We start from the raw sequence: 22,334 nt of genomic DNA on the forward strand, positions 1-22,334 counted from the left end.
GAACCCCTCCGTTCCTTTTACATATGTTCCATGCTGTAACACATGTTATTAGCTACATTATAAAAGCGCTTTCACCATAAATCAATAGTTATTAAGAGAATATTGAAATTATTTAAAATATAATGATTTCTTAGTATAGAGATAAGTTTTGTAACTTTTATTGCGAAGTCCGCTTCTGGCCTTGTATTAGGAATTTCTGGAAATAACCATAAAAAAGGAGTTGTCCCAAGTTACTTTTGGGACAACTCCTTTGCGACGAAGCTAGCGCAGCGGCGGTTTTTTCTGCACCGAAGCTAGCGCAGCGATGCAGGTGCAATGCAGGAGCAATAGTATTAGCCTCCGCTTTATTAAAAGCAAGGGGCTGTCCAATAAGTCTATTATTAGACTTATTGGACAGCCCCTTTCAAAGAATTTAGGAATTTAGATTTGCGAATTCTTTCCCTTGAGGAAATATGCCGTATAGGCCTCCCGTATGGATAAAGAGAATATTATTCAAATGTTCCAGACGGCCTTTCTTTATTTCTTCAATAAGTCCATAAAATCCTTTGCCGGTATAAACAGGATCCAAGACAATGCCTTCCAGCATCGCAAGTTCTTTTATGAATTCTCTTTCCTCCGGCCGTCCGATGGCGTATCCCAGCCCTACGTAACCATCGATAATGCGAATATCCTTAGAGCAGATTTCAACAGAACTTTCCAGGTGTTTTTCTGCGTCTTCTACTACCTTCATTATTGCTCGGTGAAAATATTCGGCATCGTCGCTGATATTAAAACCGATAATCTCATGCGAAGTCTTAAAATTTTTTTTGGCGAGAAGCAAACCGGCGTATGTCCCCCCGGAACCGACTGCCATAACCACTGCATCAAACTGGATGCCCATTTCTTTTTCCTGCTGGATGATTTCTTCCATTGCAGAATAATATCCGAACGCTCCGATCCCATTAGAGGCACCTTCCGGAATAATGTAAGCAAGCCTCCCTTGCTGAGCCAATTCTTCTTTCAATCCCGTCATAATATCATTCCGGCGATTTCTATATTCCTCCGGCGTAACCCAGTGGATATCCGCTCCGAAAAGCACATCGAGCAGTAAATTGCCATCCGGGGCAGCAGGCTGTTGTCCTCTGAGCACCAGCTTTGTTTTCAATCCCAGTTTAGCTGCTGCCGCGGCCGTCGTCCGGCAATGGTTCGATTGGATGCCTCCGCAAGTGATCAGTGTATCCGCTCCTTGGCTAATTGCTTCATGCAGGCTGTATTCCAGTTTCCTGATTTTATTGCCAGCCACTTCAGTACCGGTTTGGTCATCGCGTTTCACATATATATTTGGTCCTCCCAACTTTTCAGACAGCTGATGAAGTTTTTCAATTTTAGTAGGAAGATTTGCCAAATTCAAGCGTTTTGGTATGTTATGCAACGAATGTCACCTCTTCTTGTAGTATTAACCAAATTATGCAGATTGGAAAGTCCAGTTAATCGAGCATGTTCTTCAATATTTCTTCGATTTCTTTTTCCAAATCATTTTTAGCCGCATCAAATAAAGTCCCAAACTTTTGAAAGAAAGCTTCGTGATAATGCCAAATTGTAATGGCCGCTGCGTAAGCATCGTTATCATAGCCCGGGTCATTATAGTCTATCGCAATCCGAGAACGATATTCTTTGTTCAGGCAGCAGTCTGCAGACAGGCTCTCTAATACGTCTCCATTAAGATCCCTTGAAAGCCAGACGGAAAAGTTGCGCTTTTTCTGCTCCTCAAATTGAGCCGCATATTGAATTTGCATCTTCTTCGCCAGATTTTCTGCCAAGCTTTCCATCTCGACAATTTTGTTTTTTAAATCTTCGTCTATCCCCTCAGCATCAATGGAGATGTACTTCTGTAGATCAATGAATTTGTCGATGTCATAAAGCCATCTTCTAATTTTTTCACGCACATCCCCATCTTCCTCTCTTTATAAATAATTTGGAAGTTTAATAATGTGTTTTCGGATCAAATATAAATAGAAATGGTTCGTTTTACTCTTTATATTCTATGCGGGTTCCAGTTGGTTTCACAGCGAGTTCCAGCAATTGATTGATCACTTTTTTCCGTGTTTCAAAATCAAACGGTTCCCCGCACGGCCGGCCCAATTTAAACGGCACATGCAATGTACGCGGGACTCCAACTTTTTCAGTGACATCCGGCAATAACGTAATCATTGCAGTTGCCACTCCTGATTCTTCTAAAGCCCGGGCATACAGCCCGAGTACATTATGGCAAGTGCCTCAGCCAGGCACCATCAAAGCCACATCAATGTTTTTGTTTTTGAACAGCTCTACTACCTTGGGAATCGATTCCGTTTCGACCAGCTCAGTCTCCATGACGCCGCCATACAATCCGATATGGATGTCTGATACAGAACCGATAACTCCGGACTGTTCCAGCTCTTTCAGCTGCTGGATTGGAAAAACGATCGTCGTATCTTTTTTAGCGAATTTCGTATCGTAATACATATGGGTTACCGTCAACTCTTCTTCATGAGCCTTTCCCGGGACGATCCGAATGGTGTGATCTTGAATATCAAGATCAAATGGAATGTCTGTTTTCAAATGGACACCGGCAGTCGATAACAAAGCAACTTTGCATTCAGCCAGCGGTTTAGTCAAGTTCGCTTCTGGAACACCTGGCTGTTTACTGACATGCTTTAACGTGTAATTGTTATAAGCTTTCGGGAAGTTTTCCAAAAATGCCACGGCCACTTTAGATTTGATTTTTGTCCGGCTTTTCATTTTACATAGTCCCTCCTCATTAATTTCTTTGGCATTGCCTACATCACTTTGATTAATCTCCAAGCTTTGTGTGACTGATTCTTTTAGTTGTTTAGTGTATTCGACTGTTTAGTAAATAACCCTTTTATTTACCGGGCAGGTTGCAGTTTGTTAACGAAAATTTCAGATTTTAATTTTAAAGAAAGGATTTGATTTTTGTTTTGAAATTAATGTTATTCAACTATTTTTAGGTCTTGCCCAGCCGGCCTTTACCATAGAACCGGACATATCAAAATTTGGATAAAAGGTTTGTGCCAACTGAAAAACTTCTAATACCAGCCGCTCCAACTCTTTGATGCTTTCCTTCGGTTCTCCAAGCAAGACTGAAGCAAAGCGTTCCGAACTGTTTTCCGGCTTAATCTCCATGTTGTCCAGCGAAGCTTTCTGCCATTTAAATGCCGGGTGATGAACATATCGCTGATTAAGCGCAAATAGAATTCCCATCAGTTTAACTTCAACGGCCACGATAACTTGGTAGAGCATCAGCCAGTCTTCCCGGGCAAGGAGCGCTTCACGGTTCTGCCAGCGCGTCCCGAGCTCTCTATTTTCTTTGACCATCGCCTCGCCAAGCTTTACAGGATACAACTTTATTTTTCCCTTCAGCTCGAATAGCGCCTTTTCGCCTCCAAGCGGAATGCCATCAGCGATGGATGCCAATAAGACTTGTTTCTCGAGATCTGTATCATATTTTAAAGTAACGTCTTCACTATACTGAAAGGCAGTATTTAATAGGAAACTGCTGATTTCCAATTTGATGTTCTGGACCGTATAGGTTTCTGACCATTCTTCGTCTTCAAAAGGATGAAAATCAAGTATGCTGCCGCCTAGCTTTTCAATCGGCTCTTTTCTGTCTTCATCAGTCGGGCTTTCCCTCCAAAATATAAACAATTCAATATCCGAAAATTCATCGGATAAATTTCGCGCGACAGATCCCCCCAGCATGACGGACTCGATTTTAGGATTGTGCATGTATACGTCTGCTATTTCTTTTGCCAGTTCTTTCAATTCCATTTGATTTTCTCCTTTGAGTGGATGGCCATTTAATAAGCCTTTGCCCAAATGACCAGCTGTTCTGCTTTTTCGCCGCAGCAAACACAGGTATCTGTTATGAGTTCCCGGTCGAATGGAATGCAGCGTGATGTCGCTTGAGTTTCTTCTTTTATTTGGTCTTCGCAGGACTCTTTTCCGCACCACATCGCTTTGATAAAGCCACCTTCTGCCGACAGCGTATCTTTAAACTCTTCCATAGTTGCAGCTCTATTGGTTTTGGTTAAACGGTGCTGCAGCGCTTTATCATATAAATTCTTTTGTATATCCTGAAGCAGCTGCTTGATTTCTGCTTCTAAGTTCTGCTGTTCTACTGCTAATTTCTCGCCCGTGTCTCTTCTGACTAACACGACTTTGTTTTCTTCGATATCTTTGGGTCCGATCTCTAGGCGGATCGGAATGCCTTTCATTTCAGATTCGTTGAACTTCCAGCCCGGCTTTTTATCACTGGCGTCGATTCCAACCCGCATTTTGGATTTCAAGGCATGCTGCAGTGCATACGCCGCATCGAGCACGCCTTCTTTATGCTGGGCGATTGGCACAATCAAGACTTGTGTCGGTGCAACTTCAGGCGGGAGGACCAGCCCTTTGTCATCGCCATGCACCATGATCATCGCGCCAATGATGCGCGTAGTGAAACCCCAGGACGTCTGGTGGACTGTCTGAAGTTTGCCTTCCCGGTCCAAAAATTCAATGCCGAATGCTTTCGCGAAGCCCGTGCCCAAATTATGTGAAGTCCCGGACTGCAGCGCTTTGCCGTCATGCATTAAACTTTCAATCGTATAGGTATATTCTGCACCGGCGAATTTTTCTTTTTCTGTTTTCTGGCCTTTTATCACCGGAATTGCTAGCACCCGCTCGCAAATATCTGCATAGACATCCAGCATTTTCACGGTTTCTTCATGGGCATCCTGTTCCGTTTCATGGCATGTGTGGCCTTCCTGCCATAAAAACTCAAGAGTCCGCAAAAACGGCCGGGTGGTTTTTTCCCAGCGCACGACATTTGCCCACTGGTTGTAAAGCTTTGGCAAGTCCCGGTAGGAATGGATGATGTTCTTATAATGCTCAGCAAACAGCACTTCAGAAGTTGGCCGGATACATAATCGTTCCGCCAGTTCTTCATCGCCGCCGTGTGTCACCCAGGCCACTTCCGGGGCAAAACCTTCGATATGATCTTTTTCTTTTTGCAGCAAGCTTTCCGGAATCAATAACGGCATATAGACATTATCGTGCCCGGTCTCTTTAATCTCCGCATCCAATGCGTTTTTGATGTTCTCCCAAATTGCGTAGCCATATGGACGGATAATCATCGATCCCCGCACACTCGAATAATCAACCAGTTCCGCCTTCAATACCACATCCGTATACCATTGCGCAAAATCCACATCCATATTCGTAATCTGCTCTACCCTGTTTTTTGCCATAGCCATTCCCCTTTTCAAATGATTTATTGAAAATAAAACAAAAAAGCCCCGCTAAAAATAAGGGACCCAGAAGGCGGTACCACCCTAATTTAAAGCAAAGCTTTACTCTCGAACATGATAACGGTATGGACCGCTGCATTTTTCAATACAGATATGAAAGGCAGGTTCGATAGTATTTCTTTGGGTCCCTCTCAGCCAACGGCACCTTCTCTGAAAAAGAAACCTCTATCTACTGGTCCTTAAAATTTCTGATTCTGCTATTTTATATTTTAATCAGATTAATTGAAATAGAATATTTAGTCAATAAGAATTAGTATAGTATTAAGTAACGGGGTGAACCGAGAAATGAGAGGTGAAAATGATGAAAGCGATACTTTTTGATTTTGATGGCACATTAGCCAATACACTGCCGGTTTGCGATATGGCTTTTCAGCACGTTTTCCGGAAGTATGATCAGCGGGAACTTTCTTCGGCTGAAGTCCGGGCGATGTTCGGTCCTTCAGAAACCGGGATCATCTACCAAAACCTGAAACACCGCAACAAAGAAGAAGCGATTGAACAATATTATGACCAATACTTGAGACATCATGCTGACATGATTGAACAGAATAGGGATATTCATAGTTTGTTGATTCATTTAAAAGAAAAAGGGCTGAAATTAGGGATTGTCACCGGAAAAGCAAAAAGAAGTCTCGATATTTCGTTGAAAACCCTTGGATTGGAACATCTTTTTGATGCCATGATTACCGGAGATGACGTAGTGAACCCTAAGCCGGATCCGGAAGGTGTGAGAAAAATCTTATCTCTCTTGAGTGTCAAAGCTGAGGAAGCCATCTTTATCGGGGACAGTAATGCGGATATATTAGCCGGAACTGCAGCAAATGTCGTAACGATAGGCGTACAGTGGCTCCCAGACTATCAAACTTTGGAATTCGCTGCGGCTCCTTCGTTTCTTTTTAAGACAGTCCATGATTTTAGAGAAGCGATGGAAGGGGGATTTAAATGAGTACGAAATGGCTCCAATGGGCACAAAGAATCCAATCACTGTCCCAAGCAGGATTGGCATTTTCAAAAAACTTCTATGATTTGGAGCGTTTTGAAGAACTTCGGGAAATCAGTGTGGAAATTATCAACGAGCACACCAACTTGGAAATGCAGAAAATCAAGGACTTGTTTGCAAATGATTCGGGCTACCAAACCCCTAAACTGGATATTCGCGGAGCCGTATTCAAAGACGGAAAAATTCTGATGGTACATGAAAACATCGATGACCACTGGTCTTTGCCTGGCGGATTTTGTGATATCGGCCTTTCCCCTGCTGAAAACATCGTCAAAGAAATTAAAGAGGAATCCGGATTTGATGCGGTTCCAGTAAAATTATTAGCAGTGCTTGACATGAATAAGCATCCGCACCCGCCTCAACCTTATCATTATTATAAGATTTTTATACAATGTGACATTATCGGCGGAAATGCTGAGAATGGGTTGGAAACGAAAGGCGTGGATTTTTATAGAGAAACTAATCTGCCCAAGCTTTCAGAAAGCAGAAATACCAAGTCCCAAATCGAAATGCTGTTTGAGTTCCTTAACGATCCAAATGAAGAGACTGTCTTTGATTAGAAATAAATTCTTGATAAGCTACAAATAACCCTCTTCATCTTTCCTTTTCAGGTTTGATGAAGAGGGTTATTGAAACTCATAGAATCATTTTGTAACCTTGCTTCTTTTTAAAACTTATTCCCTTTATCGCCATGCCGCTCAAGCAGTTCCGCAAACGACAAGTTCTTTTCCTTCTGTTGTCGTTCAAACACTTTTTGTGCTTCTTTTTCTTCTTCGCGCTGCTGTTCTTCTTTCAGCAGCTCTTTTTTCGTGGCCTGCAGTTTTGCCAGAATATCTTCAGGCAATATGCTGGCTGCTTCTTCTTTTTTCTTTGGTGAGTTTTTCTTGGAAGTATTTTTCTTAGCCATACCGTGTCTCTCCTTATGGGCGTTTTACAATTGTCGCTACACCTTGGCCACCGCCGATGCACAATGTGGCAAGCCCTGTCTTCGCGTCACGTTTCTGCATTTCATGAAGAAGGGAAACGAATACGCGGGCACCGCTGGCACCAATTGGATGGCCGAGGGCGATTGCTCCGCCGTTAACATTCAAAATATCATGGTTGAAATGGAGTTCCTTGTCGACTGCAATGGATTGGGCAGCAAATGCTTCGTTTGCTTCAATCAATTCAATATCTTCAAGAGATAAATCTGCCTTTTTCAAAGCATTTTTGACCGCTTGGACAGGACCGATTCCCATCACTGCCGGATCAACTGCAGCACTGCCGTTCGCCGCGATTGTCGCAAGCGGAGTTAGCCCCAGTTCATCCGCTTTCGCTTTTGACATGACCACGACTGCTGCTGCTCCGTCATTGATGCCCGATGCATTGCCAGCTGTTACGCTGCCGTCTTTTTTGAATGCTGGGCGCAATTTGCTTAACTTTTCAGCAGTGGAATCGCGTTTTACGTATTCATCTGTCTTGAAAATAACCGGCTCGCCTTTGCGCTGTGGAATTTCCACTGGCACGATTTCATCATCGAATTTCCCAGCATCGATTGCCGCTGCTGCACGTGCTTGTGAACGGGCTGAAAACTCATCTTGTTCTTCCCGTGTAATTTCGTAGCGGTCACATAGATTTTCAGCAGTAATACCCATATGATAATCATTGAATGCACACATTAACCCGTCAACCAGCATGCTGTCAACCACTTTTTGGTCGCCCATGCGGAATCCGCTGCGTGCATTTTGCATCAAATATGGGGCCTGGCTCATGTTTTCCATGCCGCCGGCAACCACGATTTCTGCATCTCCGGCATAAATCGCCTGATACGCCAAATGCACGGCTTTTAACCCTGAACCGCAGACTTTATTGATCGACATCGCCGGAACGGTTTCCGGAAGCCCAGCCTGCATTGACGCTTGGCGTGCCGGGTTTTGGCCGAGCCCCGCCTGCAGCACATTGCCCATGATCACTTCTGATACTTGGTCGGGTGCGATTCCGGCTTTTTCAACCGCTTCTTTGATAACGATCGCCCCTAATTTGGTAGCCGGCACATCTTTTAACGCACCTTGAAACGAACCGATTGCTGTACGAACTGCACTGACAATAACGACTTCTTGTGACAAAATGATTTCCCCCTTGTTTGGTTGTTTACCGTTTGCTCTTTTCTCCCTGCACTGGCTAAAATGGAGTCAGGAGGGATACTATGTTCATTTTACCAAATAATGCAACGATTATCGAGGTAGGGCCACGGGACGGACTTCAAAATGAAGGAAATGTCGTTTCAACTGAGCATAAGCTGCAATTTATCGAGAGATTGCAAAAAGCAGGCATTCAAGAAATGGAACTGACATCATTCGTATCACCGAAATGGGTTCCCCAAATGGCCGATGCCAAAGACATTATGGCCAATGTAGAAAAAATCGGACGGCAGTTCGTCTTGACGCCGAATGAAAAAGGCATCAATGCGGCACTGGAATCAGGAGCTCAAGCTGTCGCGGTATTCGTCGGGGTGTCGAATACGTTCAACAAGAAAAATATTAATAAAACAACGGATGAAAGCATGGAAGCATTAAAACCGCTTATTTTAAAATTAAAGCAGGATGGCATTTTTGTCCGTGCCTGCATTTCAACAGCCTTCTATTGCCCTTTTGAAGGTGCCATTAAACCGGAAGATACATTGGCATTATGTCGCCAATTTGTTGACTGGGGCGTGGATGAATTAAGTGTTGCCGATACCATAGGCATGGCAACGCCAGCTGAAAGCTACGAATTGTTCCGGCAATTAAAAGAAGCGTTTCCAGATGTGCTGATGACTGCCCATTTCCACGATACACGAAAAATGGCGCTGGCGAATATTTTCGCTGCCTTGCAGGCCGGTGTTGACCGCTTTGATTCATCTGCGGGCGGACTTGGTGGATGCCCGTTTGCTCCCGGTGCTACAGGAAACGTGGCAACAGAAGACGTGGTCAATATGCTGCACCGCATGGGCATTGAGACAGGCATTAATCTGGATTTATTATGCGAGGCTGTCCAGACAATTGAACCACATGTGACAAATCCGGTTCAAACTGGGATGTACCGGCTTTATCAAAACCAGGCATAAGAAAGGTAGTTTGCCATGAAGAAACGACTGCTGCAGGTTTCGGCCATTGTTTCAACTGGTTTAACATTAACTGCTGCTGTTATCGGGTTTATTGTCAGCAACCGTTTGATGTATATGAAGAAAAAAGACGAAAATCTCATATTAGAGCGAGAAATTTCTGCCAAGCGCTATGATGAAGTGTGGTACGCCCAAGTGAAAAAAAGCGAAAGATGGATCCAGTCTGAAAATGGCTATCCCATCAAAGCCATTTTCCTGGAACCTCATGACACGAAACGATACGTTGTCATTTGCCATGGCGTCACAGAAACCAAAGTAAACTCATTTAAATACGCCCGCATGTTTGAACGGCTTGGATTTAATTCGGTCGTCTACGATCATCGCAGGCATGGCGAGAGCGGCGGTAAAACCACCAGTTTCGGCCATTATGAAAAACTCGATTTAAAAGCTGTAGTAGAAGCATTAAGACTGCACGTTGGACCTGATTTATTTTTCGGCATCCACGGCGAGTCGATGGGCGGGGCTACTACACTTTTATACGCAGGCATGGAAGACACGGCAGCATTTTACGTCATTGACTGTGCCTATTCCGATATCTCAAAACAAATCCTGCATGTCATGAAGACCACTAAGCCAATACATCCATCATTGGCGTTAAAGCTCGCAGCTGTCTTTATGAAATTGCGCGATGGCTACTCCATTTCAACCGTTTCGCCGATAGAAGCGGCGGCGCACATCAAAAGCCCAGTCCTTTTCATCCACAGTTTGGAGGATGAATTTGTACTGCCGGAAATGTCGCAGGAAATGTTTGATGTAAAGCCAGGCCCAAAAGCGATCAATTTTTTTGCTGAAGGAACGCATGCCCAGTCTTATAATAAATACCCGGAAGAATACGAAAAAACCGTTGCTGAATTTCTAGAGGCAATCGGCTTGATGACTTCAGATATGTAAAAAGCACTCCATGAGAGTGCTTTTTTGCTTCGACTTATTTCTTTTTTTTCAAAACCAGCTTTAGCCCTGCTTCTCCTTCTGCTCCGATGAAAAATTCAACCATTGGACCTGTTCTCGCTACTCCCCTAACATGCAGCTCTATTGTATCCAAAGTATAGTCCGACAACCCTTTCACCATTTCATTGATCTGCTCCATCGACACAGGCAAAACTTTGCCGACGCCTTCCATTTGCGTAGTGAACCCCTCTTTTTCCTTCGTTTCTTCTTTTTCAATCACCGGCATGTAGAAAACGAACTCTTCTTGTTCAGGCATACTATTCCCCTCCCGTTTTTGAAGTTCTTTCTACTCTTATCCCTGTTTTGTTGTCATTTGAAACGCAGGGAGAAAAAGCATTTTATAATGGAGTTGGCATAAGTTGTTAGAGAATATTATAGTGAAAGAACCAGCTCAGCAGTTTCAAGGCACAAAAAAAGCACTCCAAAAGAGTGCTTTTTATTTTTTAGCCGGTTTATTAGAAGCTTTATTCATTTGAGCCATCATTTGGTTGATTTTTTTCTGAGACGGTTTTTGTAAAAAATCAAACAAAAGTTGATATGACAAGGTTTCTAGCCGTTTTCAAACCACTTTTTCTGTTACAGAAAATATACCATTGTCTATTCTTTTTGTCTACTTGCTTTGTATTTAATAAGATTATAGCTTTATCCTTCGAATTTCAAGAATTGAGCTCAATAAAGGTTCGAACCACCAACCTACGTAATTATTAGCATAGTTAAAGCATTCTATGAAAGGAAAGTGCTTCGGTCAATTTCCGTTCTTAGACCGAATAAGTAAATAGTAATCATAACCTTAATTTTTCGCAATACACATTTGTATTTCTACTATATCTTTCAGAGTTGCTTCTTATCGCTGTAATTTATTGTATAATCATTTCAATAAGTAAATTATATTGAAAGGCAGGTATAAAATGAGTTTTAAAGCAGAAGTATTAAATGTATTTATAGCCTCTCCTTTTGATGTTCATTCTCGCCGTGATGAAATAGAATTAGCAATATTACAATGGAACAAAGAGCATGCGAAAGACTTACAAACAATTCTATTGCCGCGGAGATGGGAAAGCGACGTAGCACCCGGATATAACTCAAAAGACGCACAACAAGTAATTAATCAAAACTTGCTTAACAATTGCGATTTACTTATCGGTGTTTTTTGGACTAAATTAGGAACACCAACTACTAATTTTCCATCTGGCACACTTGAAGAAATAGAAACCTTTCATGCACAGGGCAAAGATGTAATGGTTTATTTCGTTGACGATGATTTACCTACCACAACTAATTTAATTGAATTTCAAAAAGTTAAGGATTTTAAAGAAGTATTTAGAGTAAAAAACCTAGCCTTTAATTATGATAGAAATAGAATTGCTTCTGACTTATTATTAAAAATAAGAGAGTATGCACATGTAAGAGGCGCAATTGAATTAGAAAGTAATGTGCAAGATAAAATAGAAGCACAAGAGAATACTCCTAACTTAGCAGAAATAATAGATTCTGATGATTTAATTGTGGGTGAATATGTTTTGCTATCATTTATACTTCAAACAGCAAATCGTTTTTTAGGGGCTCGATGGAAGTCTGATGAAACATTAGACCAAATTAAAGTTTGGGAAAAGAAACAATTTATGGAACCAGTTCTTTCATCAAATTACGACTTGGTTATAGCTAATATGGCTGAACGAGAACTCATAAGAGAAACCGAGCACACTTCTTATGGTAATCCTCGTTTATATGCTATGCCTATGGATATATTCAGAGACTTACGAAATTTAAGAAATGATTTTAAGTCAAAAATACAAGAAGTAACAGAAAGCTTGATTGACCCTTATCCATTTTAATAAACAAATAAAAAATGCCTGCCAATTAAGGCAAGCATTTTTTGTTTCTACCTGTATATTAGCTCTTTTAATTCTTCATATTTGATTCTTGATTTAGATTTAGATTATTTTAACCAAAGCTGAAAACGGTATTTATGAACCTGACTTGATGGAAGCAGATTTTACAGATGAATTTAGGAATAAGCCCTTATTCTATATGCACGAAATAAGTGATTTCGGGAATGAATTTCTAAATATTTATTCATTTGCTGAAAGTTAAATGAAACAATAACTCTTTTACTGGCAAAAACACCTCCTAATTATAACTATTTGGAGGTGTTTTTTATTTGCGTTTGAATATAGCTTTACTAGTTTCCTAGCAATAACTCGAAAGCTTTGTTTTTAATGTCCTTATAGCCCTTATCAAAAGGCAGTGATTTAGCTCCTAAATCCTTTGGAACGTATACCCTATCCTTTAATTCCTTCTCCCAACACCTTGTGGGGATATTAAATCCAATACTTCTTCGCATGTCTCTTCTTTCATTTAAAGCATCACAAGCAAGGTCTACTATTTCTCCATATTCTGTAACAACCCACGCATGAAATTCAACAGGAGGTTTCCAGTCATAATATACCGATACATGGTTCCATCTAGAAGAGCCAGCAACTACATAGCTTTTTATTCTATGTTCATTCAGTAAATCTTTCACCAAAGTAGAAACATATAAACACGTCTCTCCACGATTCTCTCCTATTGAATCGAATGTTGAAATTACTATTTTAGTTACTCTTTTTTTCACATCATCTGGAGTGCTGTTAGATTTTGGTATTTTACAACATTGAGAGAATAGTATCTTACTACCACAAGGACATAATCTTTCCTTTTTTTTAGCCATTTGAATACCTACTTTGCTACATAATTTCGAATTATTTAACACTGCATTTTGATTATCTCATACTTGTTTTTAGTTATGTACGCTCTCCACCCGTATACCATTTATCATCGTCTTCGCTTTGAAGTTCAAGCGGCGATTCTTTTTTTTCAATATATATATCAGTTTTGTCCCCATTAGTTTCTGTTTTTATAATCACATTATCGTACTGATTGTGGATATGAATCTCCGTATTATTTCCCTGTATGGAGCCAACAATCGTTATTATTGCACTTATAAAACCAATCAAAGCAATCATATGCCCAATTGCCTTTTTAGTATCAATTGCATTGCTTATATTTCTTAAAGAATTAATTATGCTAAATGCAATTTCAATTTGTTCATATAACCAAGTTATTAACTCCTGCTCAACTTGACTCAGATTAGACTTCTCTTTAGTTTCTATATCAAAACGTGTATCTTGGATTACATCATTCATTACTAACAAACTTCCACTAAAATCAAATGATTGCACTTTAAATGTATTCTCTAAAGAGGACATTATCTTCTGAATCGCGACTTGCTGTCGGTTGAAATCTTCAAATGGAGTTTTCCACCCTTTTGCTATTGCATCTAACGCACCTTGCTGTCGGTTGAAATCCTCAAATGGGGTTTTCCACCCTTTTGCTATTGCATCTAACGCGACTTGCTGTCGGTTGAAATCCTCAAATGGAGTTTTCCACCCTTTTGCTATTGCATCTAACGCGACTTGCTGTCGGTTGAAATCTTCAAATGGGGTTTTCCACCCTTTTGCTATTGCATCTAACGCGACTTGCTGTCGGTTGAAATCTTCAAATGGAGTTTTCCACCCTTTTGCTATTGCATCTAACGCGACTTGCTGTCGGTTGAAATCTTCAAATGGAGTTTTCCACCCTTTTGCTATTGCATCTAACGCACCTTGCTGTCGGTTGAACCCTTTAAAATAACCTTCCATTATCTCCCACTCCTAATTTCTATATATATGTATATTACAAATTAAATCCTAAAAACCACAATGTACCAATTTTGAGCATTCAAAATTTTCAAAAAAGAAGAAGACGAGGCTCAGCATATACTTTGTATGATATACCATCCTATTCCAGGAGTGTAACAGCATATGTATTAAGGGTTAGTACGCGGCAATGTTTTGGTCAAAAGTACCCCCCTCTATATTTTTTAAATTGGATAAAACTCTTTTAACTTCTTTACACCCCCTAATTAAAATCTATAAATAATAGAATCTTCATTCTTACCTTTGCATCTGCTCTTCAAGTGATGTTTTCTGCCTGCCTGCAAATCCAATAGATATATTTGTAACCTCAGAAGTTACAAGAGCTGCTGCTTTTCTTTTCTTTCTCCAACTGCTCTATAAATAGTAGCTTTACTTATATTGGTTATCTCAGCAATCTCCTTCACAGTCTTCTTATTGGTCTTTCTATGTTCATAAAGTTCAAGGGCATGCTGTAAACCGCTATGCTTCTCTGTATAAGTATGCGGTCTACCTTTATAGACACCTCTAGCCTTAGCTTCTGCTATTCCTTCTATCTGCCGCTCCCGTATCATGTCTGCTTCAAACTCTGCAATCCCCGATAAGACGGTTATCATCAGCTTCCCAATAGCTGTGCTTGTATCCACTTTGTCCCCGCCCATGTTCAAGACAATGAGAGAGACACCCTTGTTGTCTAGCATTTCAATGATATGCAATGCATCCTTAGTGCTTCTAGCAAACCTATCAAGCTTTGTTACAACAATAGTGTCTCCATCAAGAACAACTTCAAGCAGCTTATTAAACTGTTCTCTGTTGGCTGTCTTTCTGCCAGATACTTTCTCTTGATAAATTGTAGTACATCCCACTTCTTTCAATTGATTAATCTGTGCAGACAAGTTTTGTCCTGTTGATGATACCCTTGCATATCCAAGCTTTTTCATGTGTTCTTCACCTCTCATTGTGAGTCATGTATATGAGACTCTATGAAGTGAATCATATCAATGAATGAGTAGTGTTTCAAGTGGGTGTAGTCATGTGCGACATAATTAATATATACAGAATTATCCCACGCTCTTTCATCACAAACAAAAAGGCTTCCTTTGAAAGAAAGCCTTTTCTTAAAGCCATATACTAATGCTCTACCTCTATAATTTCTTTAAGTAACCCCGTTCTTTCAATAAACGTAAACTTTGAGCATTCATTCAAGACAGCTTTATTACCCAGCAAATATAAGTCCTTTTCTATGGGATGAAACAAATACCATTTCTCTCCACCAACATTCACAATCAAAGTAAATTTGTTGTTACCTTTTAGTTCCAAGAACCTTAGGTACGTATCTACTACTGTAAAATGCATGATAGTCGCAATAAACATATATATTATTGCTACACCTGCGATGATAATATACTTTTCACCATCGGAGAATGGACCTGCTAATGATTCCGAATATAATTGGGTACCAATATAATATGCCGTCAGTATAAATATGCTTATGAAATGAAAAAAGAGCAGTATAAAAAGCAACCACTTCCAATGCAGTTTCCAACCACTCACTGTATCTGTAAATGTCTTATCCCTTGCATCCAACATTATAATCCAAAAAAATATTACTCCTGATATGACAAAACCTGTTACAAAAATTTCTCGAGAATATGAATCCTTGTCTGCAAAAAATGCAGCTGTAATAGCCATAAAAAAGATGGTGTACATAACTATCACTGCGATATGTATCATCATTCGAACATAGAACCTTTTTTCTTTTGTAGCCAACTTCATCTCAATCGCACTTGATGATATGGAGGTGATAGGATTGTTTTTAATGCAGTAAAATACCAGAGTGATTACTATTCCTAATATGCCAAATTTTGAAAACATCTCGCTTATAATTTCAATCATATTGTGTACCCCTTCATCAAACAGTTAATCTAGAGATTCTTCGAATGAGTAGTAACGTTGAAATTACACCATTATCTCTTTCCTTTACTAATCATATTCTTCAGTGACTCCAAGCTCAAAATATCATCTTTTCTTCTGTGTATAATCCGATGGCAATTAGCGCATAGGGGAACTAAATCTGTTTCTGGATTAACCTCAATTGCTTCCCCTAATGTGCTTAGCGGATTGATGTGGTGCACTTCTATAAAGTCTTTCCCTCGTTCTCCATATATTTCTTCAAAATTGAAACCACAAACAAAACAATCTAAACCATGCTTTTGGATTGCCAATTTTCTATTCTTAGGATTCCGTTCAAAGCGTTTGCCGTAATAATATTTAACGCTTCCTTCCAAGCCATGACCTTCCTCTGCTTGTTCAGCTTCAAGGTCTAAATTAATATTCTCTTCTAGCTCTGTATCGTCTAATAGCTTTAATAATCGGATAGCTTCTGTAAAATCCTTTCCACTTTCTTTTAGCATCTGGATAACTGTATGTAATTCTTCCCCTTGAAAAAATCCTCTGTAATCTGCTCTCATACCTAAGTAATATAGAATATTAGCAGAATTGCGTCCATTAGATTTTCCATCTTTAATACCCAATACGTTAATATCCAGCCATCTATGCATTTCGCCATGAATCAGATGCTCAAATAATATTTGTGCTTTCAATTCATCCGAATATAACTTATATTCTCGAACTCTTTTACTATGCCGGAGTTTTGGTAGACTTTGCCTCTCATTCGATTTATTTTTAATAAGTGGAAATAATTCTTCGATTAAATTCTTTTCACTTTTAAGTATATTGACAGTGAAACTTTTGCGAGTTCTGCCGTTTAATTTCGAGATGACTTTGTCTTTTAAGTATAGGCTTTCCCATTTAATAAACCACTTATCCAGTATCCCTACAGTTGCTCTTCCATCCGTCCAAGCAATGGCGTCTTTATCAACATAGAGATGACCTTTCATCTTTTTGTAACCGATGAATTTACTAGGAGCTAATAAGTTCAGTTCGTGTATGTAATACCATTGCTGGAACGTGGGTAATTGTTTTTCCAGCTTTTCCACTTCCACTCGGTCTGCTTCGAATCGCTCCATGTTCTCTATTACGTCTTCTATTGTGTCAACGAAAGGAAACCGTGTGTAAATTTCCGAGGGATTGACAGGGATACGACTGTACCACATTTGCCTCAAATAATCGCTATGGTGCTCAGACAACAGATAATTTGTATTCTGCTTCAGTCGAAGTATCATCATATCGGACAAATGCTCATGCTCCATTAATTCTGTACGATTGATACCATCAGCTACAGCTTCTTCCAAGACTTTCAATTCAACTGCAAGATACGTATCTCCGCTCACATCTTCATACCAGTATTCTAAGGAATCGTCATCATTTGTATATTCCTGGGGAAGGGAGATAATCTGTGCTCTTGCAACTACTCCTCCACTTCCTCGTATAGCACCATCTGAACGCCATATGAAAACTTCATCGTTCAACTGGATATGTTTAGCAAGATGCTGCTGTCTAATGGACCACCAGATTCGCTCATTCTCTAACAGATAATCATCGACATTGAAGCTTTTGGGATTTCCTTGAAATATCCACGTATTCATTTATCTCACCTCTGTAGTGTAGTGAAAATCGCCTTCACATAAAAACCTCTCGAGTGAGAGGTTGCACTCTAACACTTATATGTCTTTCTTATAGTCATGCTGAATCTCTTCATGCTCAACGAGTTTCTATATTATTCAAAACCTTTTCTTCTTCTTTATTTTGGGTAACTTCTTTGCAAGTAATCTTTCTACAAATATGTTTCTTGATGAAATTTTAAACGGCACACAAAGTTTCAAGGTGTTTTGGGACTCTGACACATATAGATTAAATCTAGTTTCTTCATCTATTGTTTGCTGTATTTCATCTAAGACTACTGATAATTGAACCAAACTCTTGTCTTTTAGTGTACAGTCGTTCATTCCATGCTTTATTTCTGCATTGATAGATATGAAAGAGTTATCTATCTCATCATCAATCAAACTTGTCAGTTTAAACGGTACTTTCTTAAAAACAAAGCTATCGTAATAATCTTTTTCAAAATACGTCAACCCTGTTTGACAGTTTCTCGTGGTCTCGTTATCAATGTAATAGGACTTGTCTGTTCTATTCCCTATGGTGTCGATGTAACAATAATCAATTCTAATAATATGCGGTTCTTTTCTGATTTCACTCCTACTAATCCCATCATTAGATATGTAAATATTGATATGGCAAGTATTCAATAACTCGTATTCATCATTTATTTTAAAGGTGAGGTTTTTAGACATATCACCCAAAGAAAAAGCTCCAAAGGAACATTGAGGGTAGATTAGTTGATATCTTTTATGAACATTTTTCTTTGCTTTTTGTCTCCGCAACTCACAACTCTCATTGTGAAGGCCCTTAGTTTCATTGAGAGCTACTACCACTTTTTTAATGTAATTGATTTCATCTTCATAGAGTTCATAGAAATCCAAGTCACAATCATAGCTAGTCAAGAACTTTAAAAACCGGGTTCTGTATTTTTGAGGCTCATCAGATAAAATGCTATCAACGAAATTGTTGATAGGGATTTTATTCTTATACATGTCCAGTTCCTTAAATTTCTCGGTTATTTGATTTCTTAACGTGATTATTGCTTCTTTGCCGTCTTCAAAAGTACTTATCTTTAATTCCTCTAATTTTTTTATCTCATCATCCATCACTTCAAGTTCTTTTTTCAATTCATTTCTTTCAAGGTCAATGTTATATAGCCGTTCCAATTTCTCTAACTCAAAATCAACTTCTTCATAGTCAGAAAGTGTTTCAACGGTAATCAAGTTTCGCTCTTTCAACGATAAAAAAAGTCCTTTAGGTAAAGCATGCTCAAAATTAAATCGAGTATAGCCATATTCATAATAAGCAGAAATGGACTTCACATCATCAAGTAGTATCCGTAGAAAATCTTTTATTTCAAGGTTATTTATTTCTGACTTCGAAAATCTCAATTCTTCTTGCTTGAGAAAGGAATCAAATTGGTTAAATCCAAAGAATGAAGGCAAAAACCTTTGAAAGTATTCTTGCTCTTTTTCTACTAAAAATTCGTATGCTACTTCTTCCAGGACCACCATACGAAAATCTCTCAAAGTACACTTATGTTCAATCATATATTTGAAAATTTTAGTGGATTTAAATTTCCGCTCATAAAGAGAGCGAGATTTCGAAAAGAAGTATTTATGGTACTCTTCCGAAGAGAGCCTATTTAAGGCAAGAACCTCTACCAAATGTTCTTTATATCGCTTTTGTATATCCACGGACCTCCCAATGTATATTGGAACAACGGTTTCAGAAGAAAAGTTGTTGATATAAATCATGTATATACCTGATATTTTATGCTTTGTATCTGCGGTAACTTCAATGTTCGAATTCATCTGTATAAGTTGTTGAACCTGCAACTCTACATCCTCTATCTTCCTCGTAGCATTTCCCATATGACTCTCCCATCTGAAGCTATATGTCCTTACAGTTACTGACATGCTATAAGCTCGTAGCGAAAAAGCTGTTCCTAAAAAAATGCAGGAACAGCTTTATGCTCATTCTAATTATTGTGCTTTGTTTTTACGCTTCCTCTTCCAAAAATATAACCCACCGGCTGCTGGCGCCCCAATCGCACCTACCGTTAACATCAAATTACGCTGTTCTCTTTCACGCTCTTTTTTAATCCCCTGGCCTTTTGTAAAAAGGGAATCATAGAGGCTAATTGAGTCGTCATTGACCTTGTATTCTTCTGCTATGACGTATTCATCACTTTCTTCGCCTAGCGTTTGGGCGTTCGTTTTTATCTCTTTAGCGATTTCATTGCTTTCGTAGCCTTCTTTGTACCAGGCACTAAGAACTTCATTGTCCGTAAAGACTTCATTTACAAAATCTACTTGTTTAAACGCAGAATCATATCCTTCACTTTCCACTTCTTCTTTCCGTTTGTTCTTTCCATCTTCATACCCTTTTTCAAAAGCAGCTTGATAGCTTGGCTTTTTAGCTTCTTTCGGCACTACTAGCTCTGCCACTTCATATCCCGCTGCTTCCCCCTGCTTAGTAAGTTTTTCGATTTCTTTAGTATCCCGTTCTTGGACCCCTTTTACATGTCCTTTTTCGAACTCAGAACGCAAGGACTCTTCTTCACATGTTTTAGAAATTACCAGTTCATCTTGTTTCAATCCCTGGTTATAGCCCTCCTCAAAACAAGCTTCTGCAAGTTTAGCCGTTTCCCAAGAGGAAATAAATTTTTCATTGTATGCTTTTATATAAGTTTCAGAACTCTGAGCTTCATGAGTAAATGCATCTACTGCTTTTCCAGCATAATAGGCAATTTTTCCGTCTGCTTTCCCTTTTGCCGCTCCTTCTACTTTATCTTTTGCTGCTTTTTCTTCCGCTTCTTTTTTCTCGAGGCCTTCTGTATAACCAATATCAAAACCAGCAGTCCAACCTTCTATATAGTCATCGTTAGAATCGGTGGACTCTACACTGTCTTCTCCCTTTTGATAGCCCATCTCAATCCCTTTCGAGTAACCGGCTTTATAACCGTTATCATAGTAGACTTTCGGATTGTAAACGGGTTCCTGAGGCTTCGGAGTTGTACTCGGACTCGTTTTAGGTGCTGAACTTCCTCCGCCATTATGGTAATGATAGCCCGTACACAATCCTTTAGCTACTGACTTTGCCGAACAGTTATGTCCCCCACTACTATCTGTTCGTCCAGAATGAGCTTCTGCATTTAAGGCGAAAGAAAAGACAAGTATTATAACAAACAATAAAGACCATTTTTTCATATATATTCCTCCAATTCAAATTGCACAAATACATTATACTATGATATTACTAAGTAATTGGTAATTTTTTTATCTTACCTATCAAAAAGACTTACTCCACTTACCTTTACAATCTAAGTTGTCCCTTAATTTTTTTAGAGTATTTGATTACGCACGAAAAAACCCTCTCAAATGAGAGGGTTTTAATCCATTATTCAAGCATTGCACGGTTCACTATTTAACAAGTTTGCCGGAGTGCTACACCTTTTAAGTGGTTAATACTGCACTTTATAAAGGGATTTCTAGTAATGTTTTGTAAGTGCAAAATTCTGTTCATTCGAATTTGCACCTTTATACTCCTTACTCTTTCAATAGGTTTCTCAATGATTGCAAAGTTAAAACATCGTCTTTTCTTCTGTGGACCATACGATGGCAATTCGCACATAAGGGAATTAAATCCGTCTCCGGATTAACCTCAGTCGCTTCTGTCAATGTACTTAGAGGATTGATATGATGCACCTCTACAAAGTCTTTTCCCCGTTCTCCATATTTTTTTTCGAAATTAAACCCACAACCAAAACAGTCGAGACCATGCTTTTTGATTGCTAATTTTCTATTCTTTGAGTTCCTCTCAAAGCGTTTCCCATAGTAATTGGCCACTCTACCTTCTATTCCATACCCATCCTCTACCTCTTCCGCTTCCACGTCTAAATCAATATTTTTTTCTAATTCTGCATCAGTGGTTTTTGACTTTTGGAAATCTTGAACTGGTTCTTGTTCACTTGCACCTTGTTTGAAAGAAGATAAAGTTTGTTCACTTTGAACACCTTCAAATAATTTCGCCAAATTCTCGTAATACAAACTGTAAGTATGCTTCAAATAATCAAAAAAATAGGCGTCAGTTAAGTTGAATTTTGCGACCTCCTCATTAAGAATAGAGAATATCAATTGTTTTCCTTTCGGTGTTCGAAGCTTTATACCTTCACGCTGAAAAGGAAGATTCCACTTTTTGTAATATAACTCACTCGCCTTGCTCCTACCTCCAGTCCAATTTTCCACTTGGCATTTTATATGGATGGCCAGGCCTTTCCCTCGTTTTCTTTCATCAATTGAAATAACTCTAATCCATACTGATGGGTTTTCAAACCAGTTTAAAGACCCCTTCATATGACGGGCTTGGTGGTTATATAAATGATTCGAATCCTTGTAAAATTGAGTGTTTTCTTTATTTACTAAGTCAAATGATTGATATTTATTCTTCGAGCCTGGAAATGCGGTTACATCAAAATTTGAAGTAAGAAATTCGATTATTTCTTTTTTTTTTTGCAATCAACTCATTACTTGTTACAACAGTCATCGTATTCCCCCTACTAACGTTTTTATGAAAGAAAGTAACTATTGATGATTAAAAATCTGATTATGAGTTTAAAATGTTTGATTAACCCG

22 protein-coding genes and 1 other annotated feature are annotated in these 22,334 nt (G+C 39.3%); of the genes, 5 read left to right on the plus strand and 17 right to left on the minus strand.

Features of this window, described 5'->3' with window-relative positions:
* Positions 1-412: 412 nt before the first annotated feature.
* The 6 genes from ACSFXN_RS10835 to proS all read right to left on the minus strand — a co-directional run bounded on the left by ACSFXN_RS10835 (position 413) and on the right by proS (position 5,270).
* On the minus strand, positions 413-1,411 hold the full coding sequence (locus tag ACSFXN_RS10835) for a D-cysteine desulfhydrase family protein (protein WP_437150126.1): 999 nt from the start codon (positions 1,409-1,411) through the stop codon (positions 413-415).
* A 55-nt stretch (positions 1,412-1,466) separates the two neighbouring features.
* A complete protein-coding gene (locus ACSFXN_RS10840) occupies positions 1,467-1,925 on the minus strand; it encodes a hypothetical protein (protein WP_437150127.1) in 459 nt (152 codons plus the stop codon).
* 82 nt (positions 1,926-2,007) lie between these two features.
* Positions 2,008-2,190: a hypothetical protein gene (locus ACSFXN_RS10845; protein WP_437150128.1), complete on the minus strand. Its 183-nt coding sequence runs from the start codon at positions 2,188-2,190 to the stop codon at positions 2,008-2,010.
* 66 nt (positions 2,191-2,256) lie between these two features.
* Complete coding sequence (locus ACSFXN_RS10850) at positions 2,257-2,823, minus strand: glycine/sarcosine/betaine reductase selenoprotein B family protein (protein WP_437150130.1); 567 nt, start codon at positions 2,821-2,823, stop codon at positions 2,257-2,259.
* A gap of 153 nt (positions 2,824-2,976) precedes the next feature.
* Positions 2,977-3,810: a DUF4037 domain-containing protein gene (locus tag ACSFXN_RS10855; protein WP_437150132.1), complete on the minus strand. Its 834-nt coding sequence runs from the start codon at positions 3,808-3,810 to the stop codon at positions 2,977-2,979.
* Between the two features lie 29 nt (positions 3,811-3,839).
* Complete coding sequence (gene proS, locus ACSFXN_RS10860; protein ID WP_437150133.1) at positions 3,840-5,270, minus strand: proline--tRNA ligase; 1,431 nt, start codon at positions 5,268-5,270, stop codon at positions 3,840-3,842.
* Positions 5,271-5,327: 57 nt separating this feature from the next.
* Positions 5,328-5,519 (minus strand) — a binding site (T-box leader).
* A 109-nt stretch (positions 5,520-5,628) separates the two neighbouring features.
* Here proS and ACSFXN_RS10865 point away from each other — a divergent pair.
* Both ACSFXN_RS10865 and ACSFXN_RS10870 read left to right on the plus strand, forming a co-directional pair.
* Positions 5,629-6,276, plus strand: a complete 648-nt coding sequence (locus ACSFXN_RS10865) for an HAD family hydrolase (protein WP_437150135.1) — start codon at positions 5,629-5,631, stop codon at positions 6,274-6,276.
* A complete protein-coding gene (locus ACSFXN_RS10870) occupies positions 6,273-6,890 on the plus strand; it encodes an NUDIX hydrolase (RefSeq protein WP_437150136.1) in 618 nt (205 codons plus the stop codon). The genes ACSFXN_RS10865 and ACSFXN_RS10870 overlap by 4 nt, the downstream gene beginning before the upstream one ends.
* Positions 6,891-6,997: 107 nt before the next feature.
* Here the strand turns inward: ACSFXN_RS10870 and ACSFXN_RS10875 are convergent, their stop codons facing one another.
* Together ACSFXN_RS10875 and ACSFXN_RS10880 are read right to left on the minus strand one after the other, a co-directional pair.
* Entirely contained in the window at positions 6,998-7,237 is a 240-nt protein-coding gene (locus ACSFXN_RS10875) for a DUF3886 domain-containing protein (protein ID WP_437150137.1), read from the minus strand.
* Positions 7,238-7,250: 13 nt separating this feature from the next.
* Positions 7,251-8,435 (minus strand): acetyl-CoA C-acetyltransferase, encoded by a 1,185-nt coding sequence (locus tag ACSFXN_RS10880; RefSeq protein WP_437150138.1) that lies wholly within the window; start codon positions 8,433-8,435, stop codon positions 7,251-7,253.
* A gap of 80 nt (positions 8,436-8,515) precedes the next feature.
* Here ACSFXN_RS10880 and ACSFXN_RS10885 point away from each other — a divergent pair, with 80 nt between their 5' ends.
* Positions 8,516-9,415, plus strand: coding sequence for a hydroxymethylglutaryl-CoA lyase (locus ACSFXN_RS10885; protein ID WP_437150139.1), 900 nt, complete (start codon positions 8,516-8,518; stop codon positions 9,413-9,415).
* 15 nt (positions 9,416-9,430) lie between these two features.
* Complete coding sequence (locus ACSFXN_RS10890) at positions 9,431-10,363, plus strand: alpha/beta hydrolase (RefSeq protein ID WP_437150140.1); 933 nt, start codon at positions 9,431-9,433, stop codon at positions 10,361-10,363.
* A 34-nt stretch (positions 10,364-10,397) separates the two neighbouring features.
* Here the strand turns inward: ACSFXN_RS10890 and ACSFXN_RS10895 are convergent, their stop codons facing one another.
* On the minus strand, positions 10,398-10,676 hold the full coding sequence (locus tag ACSFXN_RS10895; protein ID WP_301854656.1) for a hypothetical protein: 279 nt from the start codon (positions 10,674-10,676) through the stop codon (positions 10,398-10,400).
* A 652-nt stretch (positions 10,677-11,328) separates the two neighbouring features.
* Between ACSFXN_RS10895 and ACSFXN_RS10900 the strand changes: the two genes are divergently transcribed.
* A complete protein-coding gene (locus ACSFXN_RS10900; RefSeq protein ID WP_437150141.1) occupies positions 11,329-12,255 on the plus strand; it encodes a hypothetical protein in 927 nt (308 codons plus the stop codon).
* A 347-nt stretch (positions 12,256-12,602) separates the two neighbouring features.
* Here the strand turns inward: ACSFXN_RS10900 and ACSFXN_RS10905 are convergent, their stop codons facing one another.
* The 8 genes from ACSFXN_RS10905 to ACSFXN_RS10940 all read right to left on the minus strand — a co-directional run bounded on the left by ACSFXN_RS10905 (position 12,603) and on the right by ACSFXN_RS10940 (position 22,217).
* Complete coding sequence (locus ACSFXN_RS10905) at positions 12,603-13,130, minus strand: hypothetical protein (protein WP_437150142.1); 528 nt, start codon at positions 13,128-13,130, stop codon at positions 12,603-12,605.
* Positions 13,131-13,203: 73 nt separating this feature from the next.
* Entirely contained in the window at positions 13,204-14,100 is an 897-nt protein-coding gene (locus ACSFXN_RS10910) for a hypothetical protein (protein ID WP_437150143.1), read from the minus strand.
* Positions 14,101-14,471: 371 nt separating this feature from the next.
* A complete protein-coding gene (locus tag ACSFXN_RS10915) occupies positions 14,472-15,074 on the minus strand; it encodes a recombinase family protein (protein WP_437150144.1) in 603 nt (200 codons plus the stop codon).
* A gap of 190 nt (positions 15,075-15,264) precedes the next feature.
* Positions 15,265-16,029 (minus strand): hypothetical protein, encoded by a 765-nt coding sequence (locus ACSFXN_RS10920; RefSeq protein WP_437150145.1) that lies wholly within the window; start codon positions 16,027-16,029, stop codon positions 15,265-15,267.
* A gap of 71 nt (positions 16,030-16,100) precedes the next feature.
* Positions 16,101-17,681, minus strand: coding sequence for an EVE domain-containing protein (locus ACSFXN_RS10925; protein ID WP_437150146.1), 1,581 nt, complete (start codon positions 17,679-17,681; stop codon positions 16,101-16,103).
* Positions 17,682-17,816: 135 nt separating this feature from the next.
* Entirely contained in the window at positions 17,817-19,616 is a 1,800-nt protein-coding gene (locus ACSFXN_RS10930; protein ID WP_437150147.1) for an excinuclease ABC subunit C, read from the minus strand.
* 66 nt (positions 19,617-19,682) lie between these two features.
* The gene (locus tag ACSFXN_RS10935; RefSeq protein ID WP_437150148.1) at positions 19,683-20,909 is read right to left on the minus strand and encodes a YHYH domain-containing protein; all 1,227 of its coding nucleotides are present in this window, start codon (positions 20,907-20,909) and stop codon (positions 19,683-19,685) included.
* A gap of 339 nt (positions 20,910-21,248) precedes the next feature.
* Complete coding sequence (locus ACSFXN_RS10940; protein WP_437150149.1) at positions 21,249-22,217, minus strand: HNH endonuclease; 969 nt, start codon at positions 22,215-22,217, stop codon at positions 21,249-21,251.
* Positions 22,218-22,334 lie beyond the last annotated feature (117 nt).

Origin of the sequence: Planococcus sp. 1R117A (assembly GCF_051417975.1) — a bacterium.
Lineage (GTDB): Bacteria > Bacillota > Bacilli > Bacillales_A > Planococcaceae > Planococcus > Planococcus shenhongbingii.